At 72.5% G+C, this 20,818-nt stretch carries 19 protein-coding genes; 12 read left to right on the top strand and 7 right to left on the bottom strand.

Going from position 1 to position 20,818, the window contains the following annotated elements:
• Positions 1 to 132 precede the first annotated feature (132 nt).
• Genes AC07A4_RS24550 through AC07A4_RS24530 form a run of 5 tightly spaced genes read left to right on the top strand, consistent with a single transcriptional unit; the run spans position 133 to position 4,765 of the window.
• On the top strand, positions 133 to 1,770 hold the full coding sequence (locus AC07A4_RS24550) for an ATP-binding protein (RefSeq protein WP_478602219.1): 1,638 nt from the start codon (positions 133 to 135) through the stop codon (positions 1,768 to 1,770).
• Positions 1,767 to 2,174 (top strand): roadblock/LC7 domain-containing protein, encoded by a 408-nt coding sequence (locus AC07A4_RS24545; protein WP_478602217.1) that lies wholly within the window; start codon positions 1,767 to 1,769, stop codon positions 2,172 to 2,174. Before AC07A4_RS24550 ends, AC07A4_RS24545 begins: the two co-directional genes overlap by 4 nt.
• A complete protein-coding gene (locus tag AC07A4_RS24540) occupies positions 2,171 to 2,599 on the top strand; it encodes a DUF742 domain-containing protein (protein ID WP_478602215.1) in 429 nt (142 codons plus the stop codon). The genes AC07A4_RS24545 and AC07A4_RS24540 overlap by 4 nt, the downstream gene beginning before the upstream one ends.
• Positions 2,580 to 3,209: a GTP-binding protein gene (locus AC07A4_RS24535; protein ID WP_478602214.1), complete on the top strand. Its 630-nt coding sequence runs from the start codon at positions 2,580 to 2,582 to the stop codon at positions 3,207 to 3,209. Before AC07A4_RS24540 ends, AC07A4_RS24535 begins: the two co-directional genes overlap by 20 nt.
• 35 nt (positions 3,210 to 3,244) lie before the next feature.
• Positions 3,245 to 4,765, top strand: a complete 1,521-nt coding sequence (locus tag AC07A4_RS24530; protein ID WP_478602212.1) for a cytochrome P450 — start codon at positions 3,245 to 3,247, stop codon at positions 4,763 to 4,765.
• Here the strand turns inward: AC07A4_RS24530 and AC07A4_RS24525 are convergent.
• Positions 4,759 to 5,739: a pseudouridine synthase gene (locus AC07A4_RS24525; RefSeq protein WP_478602210.1), complete on the bottom strand. Its 981-nt coding sequence runs from the start codon at positions 5,737 to 5,739 to the stop codon at positions 4,759 to 4,761. The genes AC07A4_RS24530 and AC07A4_RS24525 overlap by 7 nt on opposite strands.
• 81 nt (positions 5,740 to 5,820) lie before the next feature.
• Here AC07A4_RS24525 and AC07A4_RS24520 point away from each other — a divergent pair, with 81 nt between their 5' ends.
• A complete protein-coding gene (locus tag AC07A4_RS24520; RefSeq protein WP_478602208.1) occupies positions 5,821 to 6,420 on the top strand; it encodes a GNAT family N-acetyltransferase in 600 nt (199 codons plus the stop codon).
• Positions 6,421 to 6,514: 94 nt separating this feature from the next.
• Here the strand turns inward: AC07A4_RS24520 and AC07A4_RS24515 are convergent, their stop codons facing one another.
• On the bottom strand, positions 6,515 to 7,351 hold the full coding sequence (locus AC07A4_RS24515) for a siderophore-interacting protein (RefSeq protein WP_478602206.1): 837 nt from the start codon (positions 7,349 to 7,351) through the stop codon (positions 6,515 to 6,517).
• A gap of 50 nt (positions 7,352 to 7,401) precedes the next feature.
• On the bottom strand, positions 7,402 to 8,316 hold the full coding sequence (locus AC07A4_RS24510) for a 5'-3' exonuclease (RefSeq protein WP_478602454.1): 915 nt from the start codon (positions 8,314 to 8,316) through the stop codon (positions 7,402 to 7,404).
• 442 nt (positions 8,317 to 8,758) lie between these two features.
• Here AC07A4_RS24510 and AC07A4_RS24505 point away from each other — a divergent pair, with 442 nt between their 5' ends.
• The 4 genes from AC07A4_RS24505 (at position 8,759) to AC07A4_RS24490 (ending at position 14,110) form a co-directional block, all read left to right on the top strand.
• On the top strand, positions 8,759 to 9,952 hold the full coding sequence (locus AC07A4_RS24505) for a quaternary amine ABC transporter ATP-binding protein (protein WP_478602204.1): 1,194 nt from the start codon (positions 8,759 to 8,761) through the stop codon (positions 9,950 to 9,952).
• The gene (locus AC07A4_RS24500; RefSeq protein WP_478602202.1) at positions 9,945 to 12,560 is read left to right on the top strand and encodes an ABC transporter permease/substrate binding protein; all 2,616 of its coding nucleotides are present in this window, start codon (positions 9,945 to 9,947) and stop codon (positions 12,558 to 12,560) included. Before AC07A4_RS24505 ends, AC07A4_RS24500 begins: the two co-directional genes overlap by 8 nt.
• 245 nt (positions 12,561 to 12,805) lie before the next feature.
• Positions 12,806 to 13,381 carry a helix-turn-helix domain-containing protein gene (locus AC07A4_RS24495; RefSeq protein WP_478602200.1) on the top strand — a complete coding sequence of 192 codons (576 nt, stop codon included), beginning with the start codon at positions 12,806 to 12,808 and terminating at the stop codon, positions 13,379 to 13,381.
• Positions 13,382 to 14,110 (top strand): helical backbone metal receptor, encoded by a 729-nt coding sequence (locus tag AC07A4_RS24490; protein ID WP_478602198.1) that lies wholly within the window; start codon positions 13,382 to 13,384, stop codon positions 14,108 to 14,110. It begins immediately after the preceding gene.
• Here AC07A4_RS24490 and AC07A4_RS24485 read toward each other — a convergent pair.
• Positions 14,079 to 15,191 (bottom strand): TDT family transporter, encoded by a 1,113-nt coding sequence (locus AC07A4_RS24485; protein ID WP_478602197.1) that lies wholly within the window; start codon positions 15,189 to 15,191, stop codon positions 14,079 to 14,081. The two genes, AC07A4_RS24490 and AC07A4_RS24485, sit on opposite strands and share 32 nt — an antisense overlap.
• Positions 15,192 to 15,261: 70 nt before the next feature.
• Here AC07A4_RS24485 and AC07A4_RS24480 point away from each other — a divergent pair, with 70 nt between their 5' ends.
• The gene (locus AC07A4_RS24480) at positions 15,262 to 16,218 is read left to right on the top strand and encodes a LysR family transcriptional regulator (RefSeq protein ID WP_478602195.1); all 957 of its coding nucleotides are present in this window, start codon (positions 15,262 to 15,264) and stop codon (positions 16,216 to 16,218) included.
• Positions 16,219 to 16,279: 61 nt separating this feature from the next.
• Here AC07A4_RS24480 and AC07A4_RS24475 read toward each other — a convergent pair whose 3' ends face one another.
• The 3 genes from AC07A4_RS24475 to AC07A4_RS24465 form a co-directional block, all read right to left on the bottom strand.
• Positions 16,280 to 16,978 carry a gamma-glutamyl-gamma-aminobutyrate hydrolase family protein gene (locus AC07A4_RS24475; RefSeq protein WP_478602193.1) on the bottom strand — a complete coding sequence of 233 codons (699 nt, stop codon included), beginning with the start codon at positions 16,976 to 16,978 and terminating at the stop codon, positions 16,280 to 16,282.
• Between the two features lie 24 nt (positions 16,979 to 17,002).
• Positions 17,003 to 18,457, bottom strand: coding sequence for an ethanolamine permease (gene eat / locus AC07A4_RS24470; RefSeq protein WP_478602191.1), 1,455 nt, complete (start codon positions 18,455 to 18,457; stop codon positions 17,003 to 17,005).
• Positions 18,458 to 18,641: 184 nt separating this feature from the next.
• A complete protein-coding gene (locus AC07A4_RS24465) occupies positions 18,642 to 19,367 on the bottom strand; it encodes a FadR/GntR family transcriptional regulator (protein ID WP_478602189.1) in 726 nt (241 codons plus the stop codon).
• Positions 19,368 to 19,445: 78 nt separating this feature from the next.
• Between AC07A4_RS24465 and AC07A4_RS24460 the strand changes: the two genes are divergently transcribed.
• Positions 19,446 to 20,810, top strand: coding sequence for a glutamine synthetase family protein (locus tag AC07A4_RS24460; RefSeq protein WP_478602187.1), 1,365 nt, complete (start codon positions 19,446 to 19,448; stop codon positions 20,808 to 20,810).
• Positions 20,811 to 20,818: the final 8 nt, after the last annotated feature.

The raw sequence follows: 20,818 nt of genomic DNA, 5'->3' as shown, positions 1-20,818 counted from the left end.
CCCACGCACCACCCCGTACATCCCGCACTACCCCCACATCCCCCACTCAAAGCGACGCATCCCCCAGTTCTCTCCCTATCTCTCCCTAATCTCTCCCCCCATCTCCCCCAGACGAGTCTTCAGAGGGCATACATGGTGAGTGTTCAATCGCCTCCCGGTGGCCGAGAAGTCCCTTACGCACGCGTGCTGTTGCTGCCCGCCATGCTGATGGCGGCCGCGACCGGAGCCGCCGTCGCCGTCGTGGCGGAACCGGCGAGGACCGCCGTCGCCTGCTGCGGCGCCTTCGCCACGCTCGTGGTGATCGCCGTCGGCGCCGAGGCCGTCCGCCGCGGCCGCGCCATCCGGGAGCTGCGCAAGAGTCACACGGAGCGGGTCGCCCACCTGGAGCGGCGCATCGCGTCCCTCGACGAGGACACCGAGCGTCTGGGCCGCGAACTGCTGCCCGAGACCGTCTACCGGGTCCGGCAGGGCGAGGCACCCTCGGAGGTCGTCCGCCACGTCGTCGACGGCGACGAGGCCAACCGCCGGCTCCCGCAGTCGCAGCGCGTCCTGCTGCGCTCCATCCTGGACATCCTGGACCGCGAGGAGGCGATGCGCGAGAACGCCCAGCGCGCCTTCGTCAACATCGCCCGGCGCGTGCAGTCCATCGTCCACCAGCAGGCCGCCGAACTCCGCGACATGGAGGAGTTCCACGGCCGCAACCCCGAGGTCTTCGACGACCTGCTGCGCATCGACCACGGCACGGCCCTCATCGGCCGCCTCGCCGACTCCATCACGGTGCTCGGCGGCGCCCGCCCCGGCCGCCAGTGGCCCAAGCCCGTACCGCTGTTCAGCGTGTTGCGCGGCGCCATGTCCCGCATCCTCGAATACCAGCGCGTCGACCTGCACTCCATCGCCAAGGTCGCCATCCACGGCACCAAGGTGGAGCCGCTCATCCACGCCTGCGCCGAGCTGCTCGACAACGCCACCCGCTACTCGCCGCCGCAGACCCGCGTCCACGTCACCGCCGTGGAGGTGCAGACGGGCATCGCCATCGAGATCGAGGACGGCGGCGTCAGCCTCAGCGAGGAGGCCCGCACCCGGGCCGAGCGCATGCTGGAGAAGGCCCAGCAGGGCCTGGACCTGAACGACCTCGGGGAGACGCCCCGGCTCGGCATGGCGGTCGTCGGCAGGCTCTCGCAGATGTACGACATGCAGGTGTCGCTGCGCCAGTCCGCGTACGGCGGTGTCCGCGCCGTGCTCATCGTGCCGCGCGACATGCTCACCACCGGGCCCGCGCCCGGCCTCGCGCACGGCATCGGCGCCTCGGCGGTGCCGCGCGTCAACGCCGAGGGCCAGATCATCGAAGAGGCCCGTGACATCCGGCGCAAGAAGCCGCGCAAGGTCACCACGGTGCCGCGCCCCTCCATGCCGCTGACCGCGTCCATGGAGGACGAGATCCCCGAAGTCACCGAGTGGACGGCCAACGGCCTTCCCCAGCGCAGGAGTCGAGTCAAGATGCCCCTCAGCCAGCGCTACGCGCAGGAGGCCGAGGCCCAGCGGCGCGCGGAGGCGGCCCTGTCCGCCGCGCCGCCGCAGTCCGCGCGGCAGCCCGCGCGGAAGAAGGAGGAGCCCGAGCCCGGTCTGTGGATCGAGGCCTTCATGAAGGGCGTGAACGGCGAGGACCCGTCCGCGGGCGACCGCTCCAGCGACCCGGCGGCCCCGCAGCAGGTCCGCACCGAGAACGAGCACGGCAGCACCGACCACGCCGACGAGGGGGGCTGGAAGTGATCCAGCAGCGGGCCAACTTCGACTGGATGCTCAAGGAGCTCGCCGACGGCGTGCCCCAGACCCGGCAGATCGTGGTGCTCTCCGCCGACGGCCTGCGCATCGCGCGCCACGGCGGCGACCCCGACGGCGCCGACCGCCTGGCCGCGGCCTGCGCGGGGCTGCAGAGCCTCGCCGCGGCCGTCGCCACCGAGATCCCGGAGAGCGACGGCAAGATGCGCATGGTCATCATCGAGGTCAACGGCGGCTACTTCTACATGATGGCCGCCGGAGCCGGGGCCTATCTGGCCGTGCTCGCCGACGAGACCGTCGACGCCGGGCTGATCGGCAACCGCATGCGCGACCTCGTCGTCCGCATCGGCGCTCATCTCACGAGCCCGCCGCGGCGAGACGGGCAGGCCGTATGACGCATCCGCAAGACCCCTCGTACGACGATCCCCACGACCCCCGCTTCCAGGCCGAGGTGCCGGTACGGCGAGAGCGCCGTGGGCCGGAGAGCCCCGAGAACCCAGAGAACCCGGCGAGGCTCTACATCCTCACCGGCGACGGCTCCGAACGGGCGCCACTGGACCTGGTCACGCTGATCGTCGCCAAGGGCGAGCCCGCCCCGACGGCACAGCCCGAGCACTCCGCCGTGGTGCGGCTGTGCCGGACCCCGCTGTCCGTGGCGGAGCTCTCGGCCTATCTGGTGCTGCCGTTCAGCGTGGTGACCGTCCTCCTCACGGAGCTGCTCGCGGCGGACTTAGTGCAGGCGCGCGCCCCCATCGTGCGCTCCGCGCTCCCCGACCGTTCCCTCCTCGAAGCGGTGATGCATGGACTTCAAAAGCTCTGACACGCTCACCTCCGGTGCCGTCACCGGGCCGCGCGAGCAGGACGTCCTGCCCCCGACGGCCGCCGCCGCCGTGAAGATCGTCATCGTGGGCGGCTTCGGGGTCGGCAAGACCACGATGGTGGGCGCCGTCAGCGAGATCCGCCCGCTCACCACCGAGGAGACCATGACGCAGGCGGGCATCGGCGTCGACGACGACTACGGCTCCGACACCAAGACCGCCACCACCGTCGCCATGGACTTCGGGCGGATCAGCGTCTCCGACGAACTGGTCCTGTACCTGTTCGGCACCCCCGGGCAGGAGCGGTTCTGGTTCCTGTGGAACGGCCTCTTCGAGGGCGCGCTCGGCGCGGTCGTCCTCATCGACACCCGGCGCCTCGAGGTCAGCTTCGACGTCATAGGACGCCTGGAGGAGCGCGGCGTGCCGTTCATCATCGCCGTCAACGACTTCCCGGACGCGCCCCGGCACCCCGTCGAGGCCCTGCGCGCGGCACTCGACCTGGACGACGACGTGCCGATCGTGCACTGCGACGCCCGCCGCCGCACCTCGAGCCGCGACGCGCTCCTCACCCTCATGCGCTACCTGCACTCCCTCGCCATGGCCCGGGCCTGACCCGGCCGCACGCCCTTCGCACCGGAGCGATCACCGTGACGACCCCCTCACCTTCCTCGCCTTCCTCTCCCGCGTCTTCCGCCTCCCCAGGCCGCGCCGCCACCGGCGCTGCCCCGCCCGAGGGCTGTCCCGCCCACCGGACAGCGGGCGTCGGCGCGGGCGGTCTGCGCCGCCTTTTCGGGCCCGAGGCCGACGAGGACCTCGCGGGCGTGTACGAGAAGCTGCGCGCCGAACACGGCCCGGTGGCCCCCGCGCTGATCCACAACGACGTGCGCGTATGGGCCGTGCTCGGCCACAGCGAGAACCTCCACATGGTCCGCACGCCCTCGCAGTACACCCGCGACTCCCGCGTGTGGAGCGCCGTCAAGGAGGGCCTCGCGGGCCCCGACCACCCGCTCGCGCCCGTGTTCACCTGGCAGCCGATGTGCAGCTTCGCCGAGGGCGCCGAACACCAGAGGCTGCGCGGCGCGGTCACCGGCGCCATGGCGGGCCTCGACCACCGCGGCATCCGCCGCCACATCAACCGGTACAGCAACAAACTCCTCAACGGCATCTGCGAGAGCGGCGAGGCCGACCTGGTCAGCCAGTTCGCGGAGCACCTGCCGATGATGGTGATGCTGCACGTGCTCGGCATGCCCGAGGACTACAGCGACCGCATGGTGCAGGCCGCCCGCGACATGATCAAGGGCACCGAGACGGCCATCGCCAGCAACGCGTACGTGATGGAGGCCCTCACCCGGCACGTGGTGCGCCGCCGCGCCCAGCCCGAGGAGGACTTCACCAGCGCCCTCATCGCCCAGCCGCAGCGGCTCACCGACGACGAGATGGCGCAGCACCTGCGCCTGGTGCTCATCGCCGCGTACGAGGCGACGGCGAACCTCATCGCCAACGTGCTGCGGATGGTGCTCACCGACCCGCGCTTCCGCGCCCAGCTCAGCGGCGGCCAGATGACCGTGCCGGAGGCGGTGGAGCAGTCGCTGTGGGACGAGCCGCCGTTCAGCGCGATGGTCGGCTACTTCGCCAAGCAGGACACCCAGCTCGGCGGCCAGCAGATCAAGGCCGGTGACGGGCTGCTGCTCGGCATCCAGCCGGGGAACGTCGACCCCGTCGTCCGTCCCGACCTGGCCGCCAACATGCAGGGCAACCGGTCCCACCTCGCCTTCAGCGGCGGGCCGCACGAGTGCCCGGGGCAGGACATCGGCCGCGCCATCGCGGACACCGGCGTGGACGCGCTCCTCATGCGGTTCCCCGACGTCGAACTCTCCGTGGACGAGGACACGTTGCGCTGGCGCTCGTCGATCCTGTCCCGGCATCTGGTGGAGCTGCCGGTGACCTTCGGCAAGCGGCCGCCGCAGGACGTCACCGCCCGGCCCATGTCGCACGTGCCGACGCCGCGCCCGCAGTGGGAGGTCTCCTCGCCGCTGCCGCAGGCGGTCACCCCGGCCGCGCAGCCGCAGCCGGTGGCGGCCGCCCCGGTGGAGCCCGCCCCCGTCCCCGCCCCCGTCCGGCGCAAGGGCGCGTGGCGGCGGTTCCTCCAGTGGTGGCGCGGCTACTGACGCACGGGCCCGGGGGGCGCGGGCGGCGCGTCACCGGCCCACGTCCCGTACGACGCCCACGCCTCGAGGACCCGTTCGCTGACGAAGCGGTGCGCGACGCCGGTGAGCGGGTCCGTGAACTCCAGGGAGCGGGCCAGGAGTTGCAGCGGCCGCCGGAAGTCGCCGGGGGCCACCGGCGGCAGCACCTCGGGGTAGAGCGGATCGCCGAGCAGGGGAAGGCCGAGGGCGTTCATATGGACGCGGAGCTGGTGGGTGCGGCCGGTGTGCGGCAGGAGCCGGTAGCGCCCCAGGGGGCCCTCGTGCGCGAGCAGTTCGACGCGGCTCTCGCTGTTCGGCTCGGCGCCCGGCACCTCGTAGGCGGCGAGCACCCCGCGCTCCTTGACGAGGTGGCTGCGCACGGTGCGGGGCAACGCGAGATCCGGGTCGTACGGGGCCACGGCCTCGTACTCCTTGCGGACCCTGCGGTCGCCGAACAGGGTCTGGTAGGCGCCGCGTTCCTCGGGGCGCACCGTGAACAGGAGCAGCCCGGCGGTGAGGCGGTCCAGGCGGTGCGCCGCGCTGAGCGCGGGGATGCCGAGTGCGGTGCGCAGCCTGGCGAGCGCCGTCTGCGTGACATGGCTGCCGCGCGGCATCGTCGCGAGGAAGTGCGGCTTGTCGACGACGACGATGTGCTCGTCGCGGTGGACGACGACGAGGTCGCCGGGCACCGGGGGCTCCTCGGGCAGGTCCCGGTGGAACCACACGTACAGGCCCGCCGCGTACGGCGTGTCCGGCGCGAGCGCCTTGCCGTCCGCGCCGACGACGCGGCCCGCCCGCAGCATCCCGTCGACGACGGCGGGCTCCACCGCGAGCCGCGCCACGAGGTGGTCCCGCACGGTCGCCCACGCCTCACCCTGGGGGAGGCGGACCCGCACCGGGTCGACGCCGTCGCGCTGGGGGATGGGGGAGCGCGGTACGCGGGGCTTTCGTGTCACGACGGACCAGCGTACGGGCAGGTGGCGGGGGCCGGGCGAAAAGCGCTGGGCCCGCGGGGACGCGGGCCGCACCATGGGGGCATGCCTTTCAAGATCTCGAACGTCCTTGAGTCCGGCGCCCTCGCGGGCCGGGAGCAGCCGACGCTGTCCGCGCCCGGCGGCCTGGTCCTGCGCCCGTGGACCCGGCAGGACGCGCCCGCTGTGTACGAGGCGTTCCAGGACCCGGTGCTCCAGCGGTGGCACGCGCGCGTGGCCGACTCCGAGGACGAGGCGCGCGCGTGGATCGCGTCCTGGCACGAGGAGTGGCGGGAGGAGAGCAGCGCGCAGTGGGCGGCAGCCGACGCGCGCACCGGCCAGGTCCTCGGCCGCGTCGCGCTCAGGATGATCGTCCTCGCTGACGGTCAGGCGGAGATGGCGTACTGGACGATGCCCCGCGCCCGGGGCCGCGGTGTGGCCCCGCGCGCGGTCGCCGCGCTCACCGCGTGGGCCTTCGACGAACTGGGCCTGCACCGCCTCGAACTGCGCCACTCCACCCGGAACGAGGCGTCCTGCCGGGTGGCCCTGAAGGCGGGGTACGCGGCCGAGGGCGTCCAGCGCAGCGCGGTCCTGCACGAGGACGGCTGGCACGACATGCATCTGCACGCGCGGATCAAGGGTGACGAGGGGGCGCCGGTGGGGTGACGGGCGCGGGTCCTGGCCCGGTGGCCGTGCGCGCGCGAGGGGCCGCCCCACGGGTGTGGGGCGGCCCCTCGGTGTCGTGCGGCGGGTGCGGTGGTCAGGCCGGCTGCTCCTGCTCGGCTTCCACCCGCTCGTTCCACTCGCGCTTGGAGGCCTGCCAGCCGTCCTCGTTGTGGCCGAGGCGCCAGTAGCCGGAGATGGACAGGCGCTCGCGCGGGATCTCGTGCTCGACGCGCAGGATGCGGCGGAGCTCCTTCACGAAGCCCGCCTCGCCGTGCACGAAGGCCTGCGGGGTGCCCGCGGGGAAGTCGAGGGCGCGCACGGCCTCGACGAGGGCCTCGCCGACGGGGCGGCCTTCGCGGTGCAGCCAGACGACCTCCGCGCTCGTGGCGATCTTCTGCTCCTCCTCGGGGGCGTCGATCTCCACGAAGGCGTGCGCCCGCGCGCCCTCCGGCAGGGCTTCGAGGGCGGCGGCGATCGCGGGCAGCGCGCTCTCGTCACCGGCGATCAGGTGCCAGTCGGCGGCCGGGTCCGGGGCGTACGCCCCGCCGGGGCCGAGCAGGCGCACCGTTTCTCCGGGCTTGACGCGCAGCGCCCAGGGCCCGGCTAGCCCCTCGTCGCCGTGGACCACGAAGTCGAGCGCGAGCTCCCTGGCCTTGGGGTCCCACCAGCGCACCGTGTAGGTGCGGGTCACGGGCCACTGTTCGCGCGGCAGTTCCTCGCGGATGCGCTGCAGGTCGAAGGGCTCGGGGTAGGTGACGCCCGCGGGGGCGAAGAGGATCTTCACGTAATGGTCCGTGCAGTCCCCGGCGCTGAACTCCGCGAGGCCGTCGCCGCCGAGGACCACGCGCTGCATGTGGGGGGTCAGTCGTTCGGTGCGGACGACCTGTGCGACATGAGGCGTCGGGACTTTGCGTGCGGGCCGTTCTGCCATGGCGTGCCTCCCCTGATCCACTATTTGTTAGGTTTACCTAACCTAACACCTCATTCCTGGAGTGTGGCCAGGAGCCGCCCCAGGGAGCCCCCGAGGCCCCAGCGGGCGGCGAGCTCCTCCAGGGCGGCCGGATCGCGGGGCGCGCGGGGCAGCGCGACGTCGACGTCCGGCAGGGGGACGTCGTCGGCGACCCGCACCACCTTGGGCGCGACCGCCACGTACGGGCGGGCCTCGTCCAGGCGCTTGCGCTGCGACGGCGTCAGCTTGGACTTCGGGTCGTCGACCGCCGCCATGATCCCGGCCAGGTCGCCGAAGGCGTCGAGCAGCTTGGCCGCGGTCTTCTCGCCGATGCCCGGCACGCCGGGCAGGCCGTCGCTGGGGTCGCCGCGCAGCAGGGCCAGGTCCACATAGCCGGGGCCGTTCACGCCGTACTTCTCGCGCAGCAGGGCCTCGTCGGTCAGCTGGAGGGTGCCCACGCCTTTCAGTGGGTACAGCACGCGGATGCCGCGCGCGTCGTCCACCAGCTGGAACAGGTCGCGGTCGCCCGTGACGATGTCTACCGGGCCCCTGGCGTGTGCCGTGTACGTGCCGATCACGTCGTCCGCCTCGTACGCCGGGACGCCCACGCGGGCGATGCCGAGGGCGTCCAGGACGTCCTCGATGACCGGCACCTGGGGGGAGAGGGTGTCCGGGGTCTCCTCGACGTCCGGGGCCGTGGAGCTCTGGGGGGACTCTTCGGCGACGCGGTGCGCCTTGTACGAGGGGATCAGCTCCACGCGCCAGTGCGGGCGCCAGTCCGCGTCCATGCAGGCGACCAGGTCGTCGGGGTGGTGGTCGTGGACGAGGCGGGTGATGAATTCGAGCAGGCCGCGGACGGCGTTCACCGGGGTGCCGTCGGGGGCGCGGACGGATTCGGGTACCCCGAAGTAGGCCCGGAAGTACAGGGACGCCGTGTCGAGCAGCATGAGCCGTCGGGTTTGGTGGGTCACGAGTGCATCTTGCCGCACGGGTGTGACAGCGGGGCGGTGCCCTCGCGGGGCGCCCCAGGCCCGCCCCTTCCCGATCCGGGTGCTCGCCGCCCCCGTTCCCCCGCTCACAGCTATTGGCGCTTCGCGCCTCGTCCTCAAACGCCGGACGGGCTGAAACCGGCAGGTTCTAGCCCGTCCGGTGTTTGAGGACGAGCCGCGAAGCGGCGATCTGCGGGGCGGGCAACAGGGGGCAACCCCTGTGACCTGGGACACGTCTGGTTTGGCCCGCGGCGGCGGGGGCAGGCGCGACGCGGAGCGGACCCGGTCGCGTTTTCAACTTCTTGACGTCAACCGGTCGGGGCAGCGGGAGCATCCCGCGTCGCACCACGGCCCGCCGGCGGGGGAGGCGGGCCGTCTTCGTTCGACCAGAGAGGTGTATGTGTCCAGGCTGCAAGCCGAGCACCTGTACAAAGTGTTCGGCAGACGACCCGCCGACGCGGTGGAGCGGCTCCACAACGGAGCCGACCGCGAGGAACTGCGCGCCGAGGGAACCACCGCCGCGGTGATCGACGCGTCCTTCACCGTCGAACCAGGCCAGATCTTCGTCGTGATGGGTCTCTCCGGATCCGGCAAGTCCACGTTGCTGCGCATGCTCAACGGGCTCTCGGACCCGACGGCCGGGCAGGTGCTCTTCGACGGTCAGGACCTGACCAAGCTCAGCCCGCGCGAGCTGCGCGAGGTCCGCTCCCGCAAGATCAGCATGGTCTTCCAGCACTTCGCGCTGTTCCCGCACCGCAGTGTCCTGGAGAACGCCGCCTACGGGCTCGAGGTGCAGGGCCTCCCGCGCGCGGAGCGCGAGCAGCGGGCCACCGAGGCCCTTGAGCTCGCCGGGCTCAAGGGCTGGGAGAAGTCCTGGCCCGACGAGCTGTCCGGCGGCATGCAGCAGCGCGTGGGCCTGGCCCGCGCGCTCGCCACGGACGCCGACCTGCTGCTCATGGACGAGTCGTTCAGCGCGCTCGACCCGCTGATCCGCCGCGATATGCAGGACCAGCTCCTGGAGCTCCAGAAGCGCCTGAAGAAGACCATCGTCTTCATCACCCACGATCTGAACGAGGCCATGCGCCTCGGCGACCAGATCGCCGTCATGCGCGACGGCCGCATCGTCCAGACCGGCAGCGCCGAGGACATCCTGGTCACCCCGGCCAACGACTACGTCGCCGCGTTCACGCAGGACGTCGACCGCGCCCGGGTGCTGACCGCCGGCGCCATCATGGCCGACCCCGACACCGCGTACGGGACGACGACGCCGGACGGCACGGAGCTGCGTACCGCGGCCGACGTCCTCGCGGCGGCCCCCGCGACCGTCACCGAGGACACCCCGATCATCGAGCTGTTCACGCCGTGCTCGACCAGCGGTGTCGCCGTCGCCGTGACCGGCGCGGACGGCGCCCTCGTCGGCGTCGTCCCCAGGGCCCGGCTCCTGGCCGTGCTCGGCGAGCCGATGGCGTCCGACGACGCCCCGGCGGTGGCCACGGAGAAGAAGGTCATCCCGGCCCAGGACGCCAAGAGGGCCGACGGGGACGCGCAGGACGACGGCGGCAAGAGCGTGGGCAAGGTGAGCAGCGGTGCCTAGGATTCATCTCGGCGACTGGGTCAACGACGCGGTCGACTGGCTCACCACCCACCTCGACTGGCTGTTCGAGTTCATCGAGACCGTGCTCAGCGGCATGAACGACCGGCTCGTCGACGTCCTCCAGGCGCCCGAGCCGCTGCTGCTCGCGGGCATCTTCGCCGTCATCGCCTTCTGGCTGCGCGGCCTGACCGCCGGTGTGCTCTCCTTCGTGGGCTTCGCGTTCATCGACTCCCTGGAGTTGTGGGACAACGCGATGGTGACGCTGTCCCTGGTGCTCGTGGCGACGGTCATCGCCCTCGTGGTCTCCGTGCCGCTCGGCATCTGGGCGGCGCGCTCGCACCGCGTCAGCGCCGTGATCCGGCCCGTGCTCGACCTGATGCAGACGCTCCCGGCGATGATCTACCTCATCCCGGCGATCCTGTTCTTCGGCATGGGCGGCCCCGCGGGCATCGTCGCGACGCTGATCTTCGCCCTGGCGCCCGGCGTCCGCATGACCGAGCTCGGCATCCGCCAGGTCGACAAGGAACTGGTCGAGGCGGCCGACGCGTTCGGCACGACGCCCCGCAACATCCTCTTCCGCGTCCAGCTGCCGCTGGCCCTGCCGACGATCATGGCGGGCGTCAACCAGGTCATCATGCTGGGCCTGTCCATGGCCGCCATCGCGGGCATGGTCGGCACCGGCGGCCTCGGCGCCGACGTGAACGAGTCCATCGGCCAGCTCGACGTGGGTCTGGGCGCCGAGTCCGGCGTTTCCATCGTGATCCTCGCGATCTACCTGGACCGCATGACCGCCTCGCTCGGCACCCAGGTGTCGCCGCTCGGCCGCCGCGCCGCCGCCAAGGCGCGCGCCGCGCGCGGCCTGAACCTGTGGAACTACCGGCCCCGTCCGGCCTTCGCCGTGATCGGCGTCGTCGTCCTCGCGCTCGTCGCGGGCGGCATGGGCGTCTTCGGCTCGGACGACGAGACGACCACCGCCGCGGACGGCAAGAACGTCGGCCACGGCAAGGAGCTGAACGTCGGCTACATCCCCTGGGACGAGGGCGTCGCCTCCACCTTCCTCTGGAAGGAGATCCTGGAGCAGCGCGGCTTCAAGGTGAACGCCAAGCAGCTCGACGCGGGCCCGCTGTACACCTCGCTCGCCCAGGGCGGCATCGACTTCCAGACGGACTCCTGGCTGCCGACGACGCACGCCTCGTACTGGAAGAAGTACGGCGACGACCTTGAGGACCTCGGCTCCTGGTTCGGTCCGACGTCGCTGGAGCTGACCGTTCCCTCGTACATGAAGGACGTCGACTCGCTGGACGACCTGAAGGCCAAGAAGGGCACTTTCAAGGGCAAGATCATCGGCATTGAGTCCAGTGCCGGGATGATGAAGCTGCTCAAGGACAAGGTCCTCAAGGAGTACGGCCTGGAGAAGGACTTCGAGGTCGTCGACGGCTCCACGCCCGCGATGCTCGCCGAGCTGAAGCGCGCGTACGCCAAGAAGCAGCCCATCGTCGTGACCCTCTGGTCGCCGCACTGGGCGTACAGCGACTTCGGCCTGAAGAAGCTCAAGGACCCCAAGGGTGCCTGGGGCGAGGGCGACGGCGTGCACACGCTCTCCCGCAAGGGCTTCGGCGGCGACCACCCCGAGGTCGCGAAGTGGCTGAAGAACTTCAAGATGACCGAGCGGCAGCTCACCGGCCTCGAAGCGGAGATCAACAAGGCGGGCAAGGGCCGCCAGCAGGAAGCCGTGCGCTCCTGGCTGAAGCGGAACCCGGGCCTCGTCGACAAGTGGGCCCCGGTCGCCTCCTCCGTCACGGCCGCCCCGGCCGAGGCGAAGCGGACGCTGAACGTCGCCTGGTTCCCCTGGGACGAGGACGTCGCCGTCACCTACCTGTGGAAGAACGTCCTGGAGCGGCGCGGCTACAAGATGAAGCTGTCGCAGTCCGACGTGGGACCGGTCTACACCGGCCTCGCGCAGGGCGACATCGATGTGAACTTCGACGCCTGGCTGCCCAGTACGCAGAAGAACTACTGGGACAAGCACAAGGACAACCTCGTCGACCTGGGCACCTGGTACAGCCCGACGTCCCTTGAGGTCGCCGTGCCGTCGTACGTGAAGGACGTGAAGTCCCTGGCGGACCTGAAGGGCAAGGGCGACACCTTCGGCGGCAAGATCGTCGGCATCGAGCCGGGCACCGGTGTGATGCAGAAGCTCAAGGACGAGGTCCTGCCCGGCTACGGCCTGAAGGACGAGTACAAGATCGCCAGCGGTTCGACGCCCGCGATGCTCGCGGAGCTGAAGCGCGCCTACGCCAAGAAGGAGCCGGTCGCCGTGCTCCTCTGGTCGCCGCACTGGGCGTACAGCGAGTACGGCCTGACCAAGCTGAAGGACCCCAAGGGCGCCTTCGGCAAGGGCGACACGATCCGCACGATCACCAGCAAGAAGTTCCCCGGGCAGTACCCGCAGCTCACGAAGTGGTTCAAGAAGTTCACGATGAGCGAAGCCGAGCTCGCGGGCCTGGAGAACGAGATCAAGAAGCGCGGCAAGGGCCAGGAGGAAGAGGCCGTCGCCGCGTGGCTGAAGGAGCACCCGGAGGTTCCGGACCGCATGGCTCCGCAGTAACCGGAACTCTCGGCTCCCGCGTGCGGGAGCGCTGACGACGGGCTGGATACGCGCCGGTACGGCACGTATCCAGCCCGTCGTGCGTTGACGGGACGAGCGCGCGGCGCGGCCCGTCCGCGACGGCGCGCGCCTCGGCTTCCGTGCCGGGTCCGCCCAACTGGGTAAAACCGTTTGGCGAACATGCGTAGGGTGCAGAAAACCCTTCAGGGTGATGACGCGCGCAAGTGAAGAAGGGAGCCGAGGCGATGGACGAGCACAAGGAAAACCTCCGGGTGGGCTCGGCCGTACGGCGGCGCCGCCGCCGTCTTGAGCTCACACTCGCCGTCGTCGCGCGGCGCAGCGGCCTCTCGGTGCCGTTCCTGAGCCAGGTCGAGAACGAGCGGGCCCGGCCCAGCATGCGCTCCCTGGAGCGGGTGGCCGACGCGCTCGGCACCACCGCGGTCGAACTGCTCGCCGCCGCCGACCCCACCGGCACGGTCGACCTGGTCCGCGCCGACGACGAGGTGGCCCTGGAGGGCGGCACCCCCGAGACGCACGTGCGGGACCTGGTCCGCGGCCACCACCAGCTGCACGCCTTCGAATACGTCGGCGACCACGACGAGGGCCGCGAGTTCCAGCACCGCAACGACGAGCTGATGTACGTCATCGGCGGCGCCGTCGAGGTCGAGGCCGAGGGCCGCGCCTATCGCCTCGGGCGCGGCGACAGCCTGTATCTGACCGGCGGGGTGCGCCACCGCTGGCGGGCCACGGCCGCCGACGCCCGGGTCCTCGTCGTCGCCGTGGGCGACCACATCGAGGCCACGGACGCGAGGCGGCGCTAGATGCCTCCCGTCCGGGTGGTCTCCCTGGTGCCGTCGCTGACCGAGGCGGTCGCCGAGACGGTGCCGGGCGCCCTGGTCGGCGCCACCGACTGGTGCAGCCACCCCGGTGACCTGGAGGTGGCCCGCGTCGGCGGCACCAAGAACCCGGACGTGCCCGCGATCGTGGCGCTCGCCCCGGACCTGGTGCTCGCCAACGAGGAGGAGAACCGCGCGCCCGACCTCGTGGCCCTGCGCGCCGCGGGCCTGAACGTCCTGGTCACCGAGGTGCGCGGCCTGGAGCAGGCCTTCCGTGAGCTGTCCCGGGTGCTCGTCGCGTGCGGCGGGCCCGCCCGGCCGCCCTGGCTCGCGCGGGCCGAGGACGCCTGGCGCGACCCGGCGGCCTTGCCCGTCCGGCTCCGGGCGGCGGTCCCCGTCTGGCGCAAGCCCTGGATGGTGCTCGGCCGGGACACGTTCGCGGGGGACCTGCTGCGGCGCCTCGGCGTCGACAACGCGTACGCGGGGCACGCCGAGCGCTACCCCCGCGTGCCCCTCGACGACCTGCGCGCCGCCGCCCTCGACCTGGTGGTCCTGCCGGACGAGCCCTACCGCTTCACCCGCGATGACGGCCCCGAGGCCTTCCCGGCCCTGCCCGCCGCCCTCGTCAGCGGCCGCCACCTCACCTGGTACGGGCCTTCGCTGGGCGAGGCGCCTGGGGTGCTCAGCGGGGCGCTGCGAGCAGCCGTCCGCTGAGCAGGCCCCGGGCCGTGTGGATCAGGGCCACCGACCAGGCGGTGACGAGGACGGCGAAGAGGGCCGCGGCCAGCCAGGCGTAGGCGGTGAGGCCGGTGTGGGCGGCCAGGCCCTCGGCGCCCGTGACGCAGGTGCCGACGGGGAAGGTGAACGCCCACCAGGTCATCGCGAAGCCCATGCCCGCGCGCCGGGCGCGCACCACCATCGCCGTCGCGAGCGCCAGCCACATCAGGGCGAAGCCGAGCACGGGCACGCCGTAGAGCACGGCGAAGACGGCGAAGCCCTGGTCGTAGGGGGCGGGCAGCACGCCCTGGGCCACGTCGGCGAACTTGTTGGCGGCGGTCGTGGACTGCCCGAGCGGGCCGAGGACCAGGAACACGGTGGGGGTGAGCGCGAGGGGCAGCGGCGGTCCCGTCACCAGGCGGGCGAAGATCAGCGGCAGCATCACCAGGGTGGCGAGCAGACTGATCCCGAACATCGCGAAGCAGGCGTAGAGCAGGGTCCGCTGGGCCTGTCCGGACGGCAGGTGCGGTACGAGCAGCGGGCCGACGGCCGCGGCGACCATGGGCGCCACGACGGGCAGCAGCCACACCGGTGAGGCCTGGTCGGCCGTGATCTTGTGCCGGACCACCATCAGGTACGGGATCGCGACGGCCGCCGCGAGGCCGATCGCGGTGCCCGCGGTGAACAGCACGGCGTCGAGCGCGACGGCCGCGTCGAGACCGATCCAGTCCCGGCCCACGAGCACGGTGGCGGCGCCGACCGCGAGCAGGGCCATCGACAGACAGCCGTAGAACGGCGCCATGGCCGGGTCGAGGAGATGGGCGCGGGCCTGGTCGCGGTGGTGCAGCCAGTGCGCCCCGCGGGCCAGCAGCAGGGCGGTCAGCATCAGCAGGGAAAGGGCCCACACCACGGCGCAGGCCGTGCGCAGGCCCGGTATGTCGTACGGCAGCGTCACGCCCGCGTTGGCGACGATCGCGGTGCCCATGACGGACGCGTACCAGTTGGGCCCGAGGTGACGGACGGCGGCGAGAGCGGGGCGCGGGGGTGCGCCGTGGTGACGGTGTGCTGCGATGACCATGACTCCACGGTGCGCCGCGCGCGCCGGGCCCACCAGGGAGCTCCGGGCTATGGGGGCATAACCTGACGTTATGACCCCCGCAGCGCCACCGCCCGGTACGCCCTCTGCCGGGGCCCCGCCGACCGGGGCGCCGCTCGCGCACCGGGTGCCCGACCTCGCGGCCCTTGAGCTGCTCCTCGCCGTGGCGCGCCTGGGCAGCCTCGGCCGGGCGGCCCGCGAGCTCGGCATCACCCAGCCCGCCGCGAGCGGCCGCGTCCGCTCCATGGAGCGGCAGCTGGGCGTGGCCCTGGTGGACCGCTCGCCGCGCGGCTCGCGCCTGACGGAGGCGGGCGCCCTCGTCACCGACTGGGCGCGCCGGATCGTGGAGGCGGCGGAGGCCTTCGACGCGGGCGCGCAGGCGCTGCGGGGCCGCAGGGACTCGCGGCTGCGGGTCGCGGCCAGCATGACCATCGCCGAGTACCTGCTGCCCGGCTGGCTGATCGCGCTCAGGGCCCAGCGGCCGGACACGGCGGTCTCGCTGCTCGCGGGCAACTCCGCCGACGTCGCGGGGCGGCTCCTCGCCGGGGACGCCGACCTGGGGTTCGTGGAGGGCCTGCGGGTGCCGCCGGGCCTGGACGCGGCCGTGGTCGGGCACGACCGGCTGATCGTGGTGGCGGCGCCGGGGCACCCCTGGGCGCGGCGGCGCGCGCCGCTCGCGGCGGCGGAGCTCGCCGCCACCGCGCTGATCCTGCGCGAGGAGGGCTCCGGCACCCGGCAGGTCCTCGACGCCGCCCTCGGCGGGCTCGCGGCGCCGCTCATGGAGCTGTCGTCCACGACCGCGGTGAAGTCCGCGGCGGTGAGCGGCGCGGGCCCCGCCGTGCTCAGCGAGCTCGCGGTGGGGGAGGAGCTCGCGGCCCGCCGCCTGGTGCGGGTGCCGGTGGAGGGCGCGAGCCTGCGCAGGGAGCTGCGGGCCGTGTGGCCCACGGGGCATGTGCCGACGGGCCCGGCGCGGGAGTTGCTGGGGCTGACGCGAGGGGGCGCCTCGTAAGGGCGCGGGGAACCGCGCGAGAAGCCGCGACGCGACGCCGCGGAGGTCCACCAGAAGGGCCCTAGCCGCGCGCGGCTGCCACCAGCGCCTCCATCACCCGGCTGTCCGTACCCGCCTCAGGATGCCACTGCACGCCCAGGACCCAGGCGGGGCCCGGCAGTTCGAGCGCCTCGACGGTGCCGTCCTCGGCGTGGGCGCAGGGGAGAAGGCCCCGGCCGACGCGGTCCACCGCCTGGTGGTGGTACGTGGGGACGTCCGTGGCCGCGTCGGGCACGGCGGCGGCGTAGCGGGTGCCGGGCACCGGCTTCACCGTGTGGGTGCTGAAGACGCCGGGCGCGGCGGCGTGGCCGTCCAGGTGCTGGATCAGCGTGCCGCCCAGGGCGACGTTGAGGAGCTGCATGCCGCGGCAGATCCCGAGCAGCGGCGTGCCCGACTCCAGGGCCGCGTGGATCAGGGCGAGCTCCCAGGCGTCGCGCGCCTCGGCGGGCGGGCCCGTGCGCTCCTCGCGCGCCGCGCCGTAGCGCTCCGGTGCCACGTCCGGGCCGCCCGCGACGACGACGCCGTCCAGGCGGGCGACGACGTCCGCCGCGTGCGCGGGGTCGTCCGGCGGCAGCATCGAGGCGAGGCCGCCCGCCGCCTGCACCAGGCGCGGGTACCCGGCGGGCAGCAGCGCCGCGGGCAGTGTCCACACGCCCCAGCGCGCCTCGGCCTCCAGATAGGTGCTCACGCCGATCAGCGGCCGCTTGACGTTCCCGTTCACCTTGGACTCCCTTGTGCTTCCACGTTAGTTCCGGTCCAGCTCGGCCTCTGCCGCGGCGAGCGCCGCGAACTCCTCCTCGGGCGCCCGCGCCACCAGGTGCTTGCGGCTGTACAGGCCGAAGTACGCCACCGCCACCCCGTACACGCCGAGCGCGATGAACGCCGCCGTGACGTCCACCAGGAACGTCGCGACCAGCGCCGCGCAGGCGAGGACGAGCGCCACCGATGAGGTCAGGATGCCGCCGGGGGTGCGGTAGGGCCGTTCGAGGCCGGGCTCGCGGCGGCGCAGCACGATGTGGGAGAGCGACATCAGGGCGTACGAGATGGTGGCGCCGAAGACGGCGACGTTCAGCATGCGCGCCCCGTCGCCGGTCGCGGCGGCCAGTGAGAAGCCGATCGCGCCCGGCACGAGCAGCCCGAGGTAGGGCGCCTTGCGGCTGCTCGTCAGGGACAGGAAGCGGGGCAGGTAGCCCGCCCGGGACAGGGCGAAGAGCTGGCGAGAGCCCGCGTAGATCAGTGAGAAGAACGACGCCACCAGGCCCGCGAGGCCCGCGTAGTTGATGACGCGGCTCAGACCCGTCCGCTCGCCGTCCGGCTGCAGCGCGTCCACCAGCGGATTGCCGGTCGACTGGATCGCCGCGGAGCCGCGGGCGCCCGCCGAGGCGAAGAAGGTGAGGAGCGCGAGCGCCACCAGGATGAGCATCGACCAGCGGATGGCCCGCGGCAGGGTGCGCGCCGGGTCCTTGGTCTCCTCGGCCGCGAGCGGCACGCCCTCCACACCGAGGAAGAACCACATGCCGAAGGGGAACGCCGCCCAGATGCCCAGGATGCCGAGCGGCAGCCAGGAGTTGGCGCCGAACGCGTCGTGGTCCACGGGGATGTCGTTCAGCTTGGAGCCGTCGAAGTCCATGAAGGCGCCCACCGCGAACACCAGGAGCGCGGCCACCGCGATGCCCGTGACGACGAAGCTGAACCGCAGCGCCTCGCCGACGCCCCAGAGGTGGATCCCGATGAAGATCACGAAGCAGGCGAGGTAGACCGGCCAGCCCGACTCCAGGCCGAACAGGCCGAGGGACTCGACGTAGTCGCCGATGAAGATGGAGATGGCGGCGGGCGCGAGCACGTACTCGATGAGGATCGCCGTGCCGGTGAGGAAGCCGCCCCAGGGGCCGAGCGCGCGCCGTGCGAAGCCGTAGCCGCCGCCCGCCGTCGGCAGGATGGACGACAGCTCGGCGAGCGCGAACACCATGCACGTGTACATCAGGCCCATCAGCACCATGGCGATGGCCAGGCCGCCGAAGCCGCCCTCCTTCAGGCCCGAGTTCCAGCCCGAGTAGTCGCCGGAGACGACGTAGGCGACGCCGAGGCCGGTGAGCAGGACCCAGCCGGCGTTGCCGCGGCGCAGGGCGCGCCGCTTCAGATAGTCGTCGCCTTCGTCGTCGGCGCGTGCCTTCGACGGCTCTGCGGACTCCAGCGTCATGGCGGGGCTCCCTGCGGGCGTTCAATGGAGTGGGGGCATACCTTTGCGGTGTGGAGGCATACCCTCGCGGTGCGGGCGGGCAGAAAGCAAGACCCGTGCGTAACGTGCTGGTTAACCGTGCCGCCCGCGAGCCGCCTGGCGAGCCGCCCGCACGCCGCCCGCAAGCCCCCCGCAGGGCGAGGGCTCAGGCCAAAAACCCCCGCAGCAGCGACGCGGTGCCCGCGCAGTGCTCGCGCATCATCTCCCGCGCCCCGTCCGCGTCGCCGTCGAGCACGGCCTCCACCAGGGCGGTGTGCTGGCGCTGGGAGTGCTCCAGGTTGCGCACGAGCAGCGGGATGCAGTCGAGCAGGTCGTTGACGGTGGCGCGGACCGCCGCGTACTGCGCGGTGAGCGTGGGCGAGCCGGAGAGCTCGGCGATCGTCAGGTGCAGCAGCGTGTCCAGGCGGCGGTACTCGGCCAGCGGCGCGTCGTGCGTGCGGGCGAGCGCGGCGCGCAGCCGCGCGGCCTGCTCCCCGGTGAGCCCGTGCGCCGCGCACAGGCCCGCCGCCCCCACCTCAAGGACCTCGCGGAAGCGCAGCGCGTCCTCCACGTCCACGTCCGTGACGCGGCGGCGCAGCTCGTCCTCGCCCGGCGCCTCGGCGCGCGGGCGCACGAACGTGCCGCCGTAGCGGCCGCGCCGTGACTCCACCAGGCCCTGGTCCTGGAGCACCTTCAGGACCTCGCGCAAAGTGACCCGGCTGATGCCGAGCTGGTCGGCCAACTCGCGCTCGGCGGGCAGCCGTTCGCCGCTGCGCACCAGGCCGAGGTGGAGGACCTGGAGGATCTGTTCGAGGGCCTCCTCGAAGCCGTTGCCCGCCCGGACCGGTCGCAGCACCTGATTGAGGCGGTCCTCGCCCCGCACGTGGGACATCTGCCCGTACCCCCTTCCCAAGCAATGGTTCCTGGCCATACCTTATGGCCACTCGGCTGACCCAAGGAGGCTTTTCCCGTGGCAGACCGCACACCCCCGCTCGGCGTCGAGGAGCTGCGTGCCCTCGTGGCGAGCGGAGAGATCGACACTGTCGTCCTGGCCTTCCCCGATATGCAAGGGCGGCTCCAGGGCAAGCGGTTCGCCGCCCCGTTCTTCCTCGACGACGTCCTGGAGCACGGCACGGAGGGCTGCAACTACCTCCTGGCCGTCGACACGGAGATGAACACCGTCGACGGATACGCCATGTCCTCCTGGGAGCGCGGCTACGGCGACTTCGCCATGCGCCCCGACCTCACCACCCTGCGCCGCCTGCCCTGGCACGAGGGCACCGCGCTGCTCGTCGCGGACCTCGCCTGGAACGACGGCTCGCCCGTCACCGCCGCGCCGCGCCAGATCCTGCGCCGCCAGCTGGAGCGGCTCGCCGAGTACGGCTACACCGCGCACGTCGGCACGGAGCTCGAGTTCATCGTCTTCAAGGACACCTACGAGCAGGCCTGGGACGCGGACTACCGGGGCCTCACCCCGGCGAACCAGTACAACATCGACTACTCCATCCTCGGCACCGGCCGCATCGAGCCGCTGCTACGCCGCATCCGCAACGAGATGGCGGGCGCGGGCCTGACCGTGGAGTCCGCCAAGGGCGAGTGCAACCCTGGCCAGCACGAGATCGTGTTCCGCTACGACGAGGCCCTCGTCACCTGCGACCAGCACGCCCTCTACAAGACCGGAGCCAAGGAGATCGCCGCGCAGGAAGGCGTGTCGATCACCTTCATGGCGAAGTACAACGAGCGCGAGGGCAACTCCTGCCACATCCACCTCTCGCTCCAGGACGCCGACGGCGCCAACGTCATGGCCGGGGACGGGCCGGGGGGCATGTCGCCCGTCATGCGGCACTTCCTCGCGGGCCAGCTGGCCGCGCTGCGCGACTTCAGCCTCCTGTACGCGCCGAACATCAACTCGTACAAGCGCTTCCAGCCCGGCTCCTTCGCCCCCACCGCCGCCGCCTGGGGGTACGACAACCGCACCTGCTCCCTGCGCGTGGTCGGCCACGGCCCCTCGATGCGCTTCGAGAACCGCCTCCCCGGCGGGGACGTCAACCCGTACCTGGCGGTCGCGGGCCTCATCGCGGCGGGCCTGCACGGCATCGAGCAGAAGCTTGAGCTGCCCGAGGCGTGCGCGGGCAACGCCTACACCGCCGACTACGAACACGTCCCGACGACGCTGCGCGAGGCCGCCGAGCTGTGGGAGAACAGCCCCATCGCCAAGGCCGCGTTCGGCGACGAGGCCGTGGCGCACTACCGCAACATGGCGCGGGTCGAGCTGGACGCCTTCGACTCCGCGGTGACCGACTGGGAGCTCCGCCGCTCCTTCGAACGCATGTGAGGCACGCC

It is taken from the genome of Streptomyces sp. NPDC043996 (assembly GCF_056435225.1).
Note: the sequence above shows the minus strand (reverse complement) of the source record. Positions and strands in the feature narration are given on the sequence as shown.

What these genes read in the sequence shown, in the direction of transcription:
- AC07A4_RS24550 (WP_478602219.1), top strand. Translation starts at nt 133, where the DNA reads ATGGTGAGTGTTCAATCGCCTCCCGGTGGCCGAGAAGTCCCTTACGCA.
- AC07A4_RS24540 (WP_478602215.1), top strand. Translation starts at nt 2,171, where the DNA reads ATGACGCATCCGCAAGACCCCTCGTACGACGATCCCCACGACCCCCGC.
- AC07A4_RS24535 (WP_478602214.1), top strand. Translation starts at nt 2,580, where the DNA reads ATGGACTTCAAAAGCTCTGACACGCTCACCTCCGGTGCCGTCACCGGG.
- AC07A4_RS24520 (WP_478602208.1), top strand. Translation starts at nt 5,821, where the DNA reads ATGCCTTTCAAGATCTCGAACGTCCTTGAGTCCGGCGCCCTCGCGGGC.
- AC07A4_RS24515 (WP_478602206.1), bottom strand. Translation starts at nt 7,351, where the DNA reads ATGGCAGAACGGCCCGCACGCAAAGTCCCGACGCCTCATGTCGCACAG.
- AC07A4_RS24510 (WP_478602454.1), bottom strand. Translation starts at nt 8,316, where the DNA reads ATGCTGCTCGACACGGCGTCCCTGTACTTCCGGGCCTACTTCGGGGTA.
- AC07A4_RS24495 (WP_478602200.1), top strand. Translation starts at nt 12,806, where the DNA reads ATGGACGAGCACAAGGAAAACCTCCGGGTGGGCTCGGCCGTACGGCGG.
- AC07A4_RS24490 (WP_478602198.1), top strand. Translation starts at nt 13,382, where the DNA reads ATGCCTCCCGTCCGGGTGGTCTCCCTGGTGCCGTCGCTGACCGAGGCG.
- AC07A4_RS24485 (WP_478602197.1), bottom strand. Translation starts at nt 15,191, where the DNA reads ATGGTCATCGCAGCACACCGTCACCACGGCGCACCCCCGCGCCCCGCT.
- AC07A4_RS24480 (WP_478602195.1), top strand. Translation starts at nt 15,262, where the DNA reads ATGACCCCCGCAGCGCCACCGCCCGGTACGCCCTCTGCCGGGGCCCCG.
- eat (WP_478602191.1), bottom strand. Translation starts at nt 18,457, where the DNA reads ATGACGCTGGAGTCCGCAGAGCCGTCGAAGGCACGCGCCGACGACGAA.
- AC07A4_RS24465 (WP_478602189.1), bottom strand. Translation starts at nt 19,367, where the DNA reads ATGTCCCACGTGCGGGGCGAGGACCGCCTCAATCAGGTGCTGCGACCG.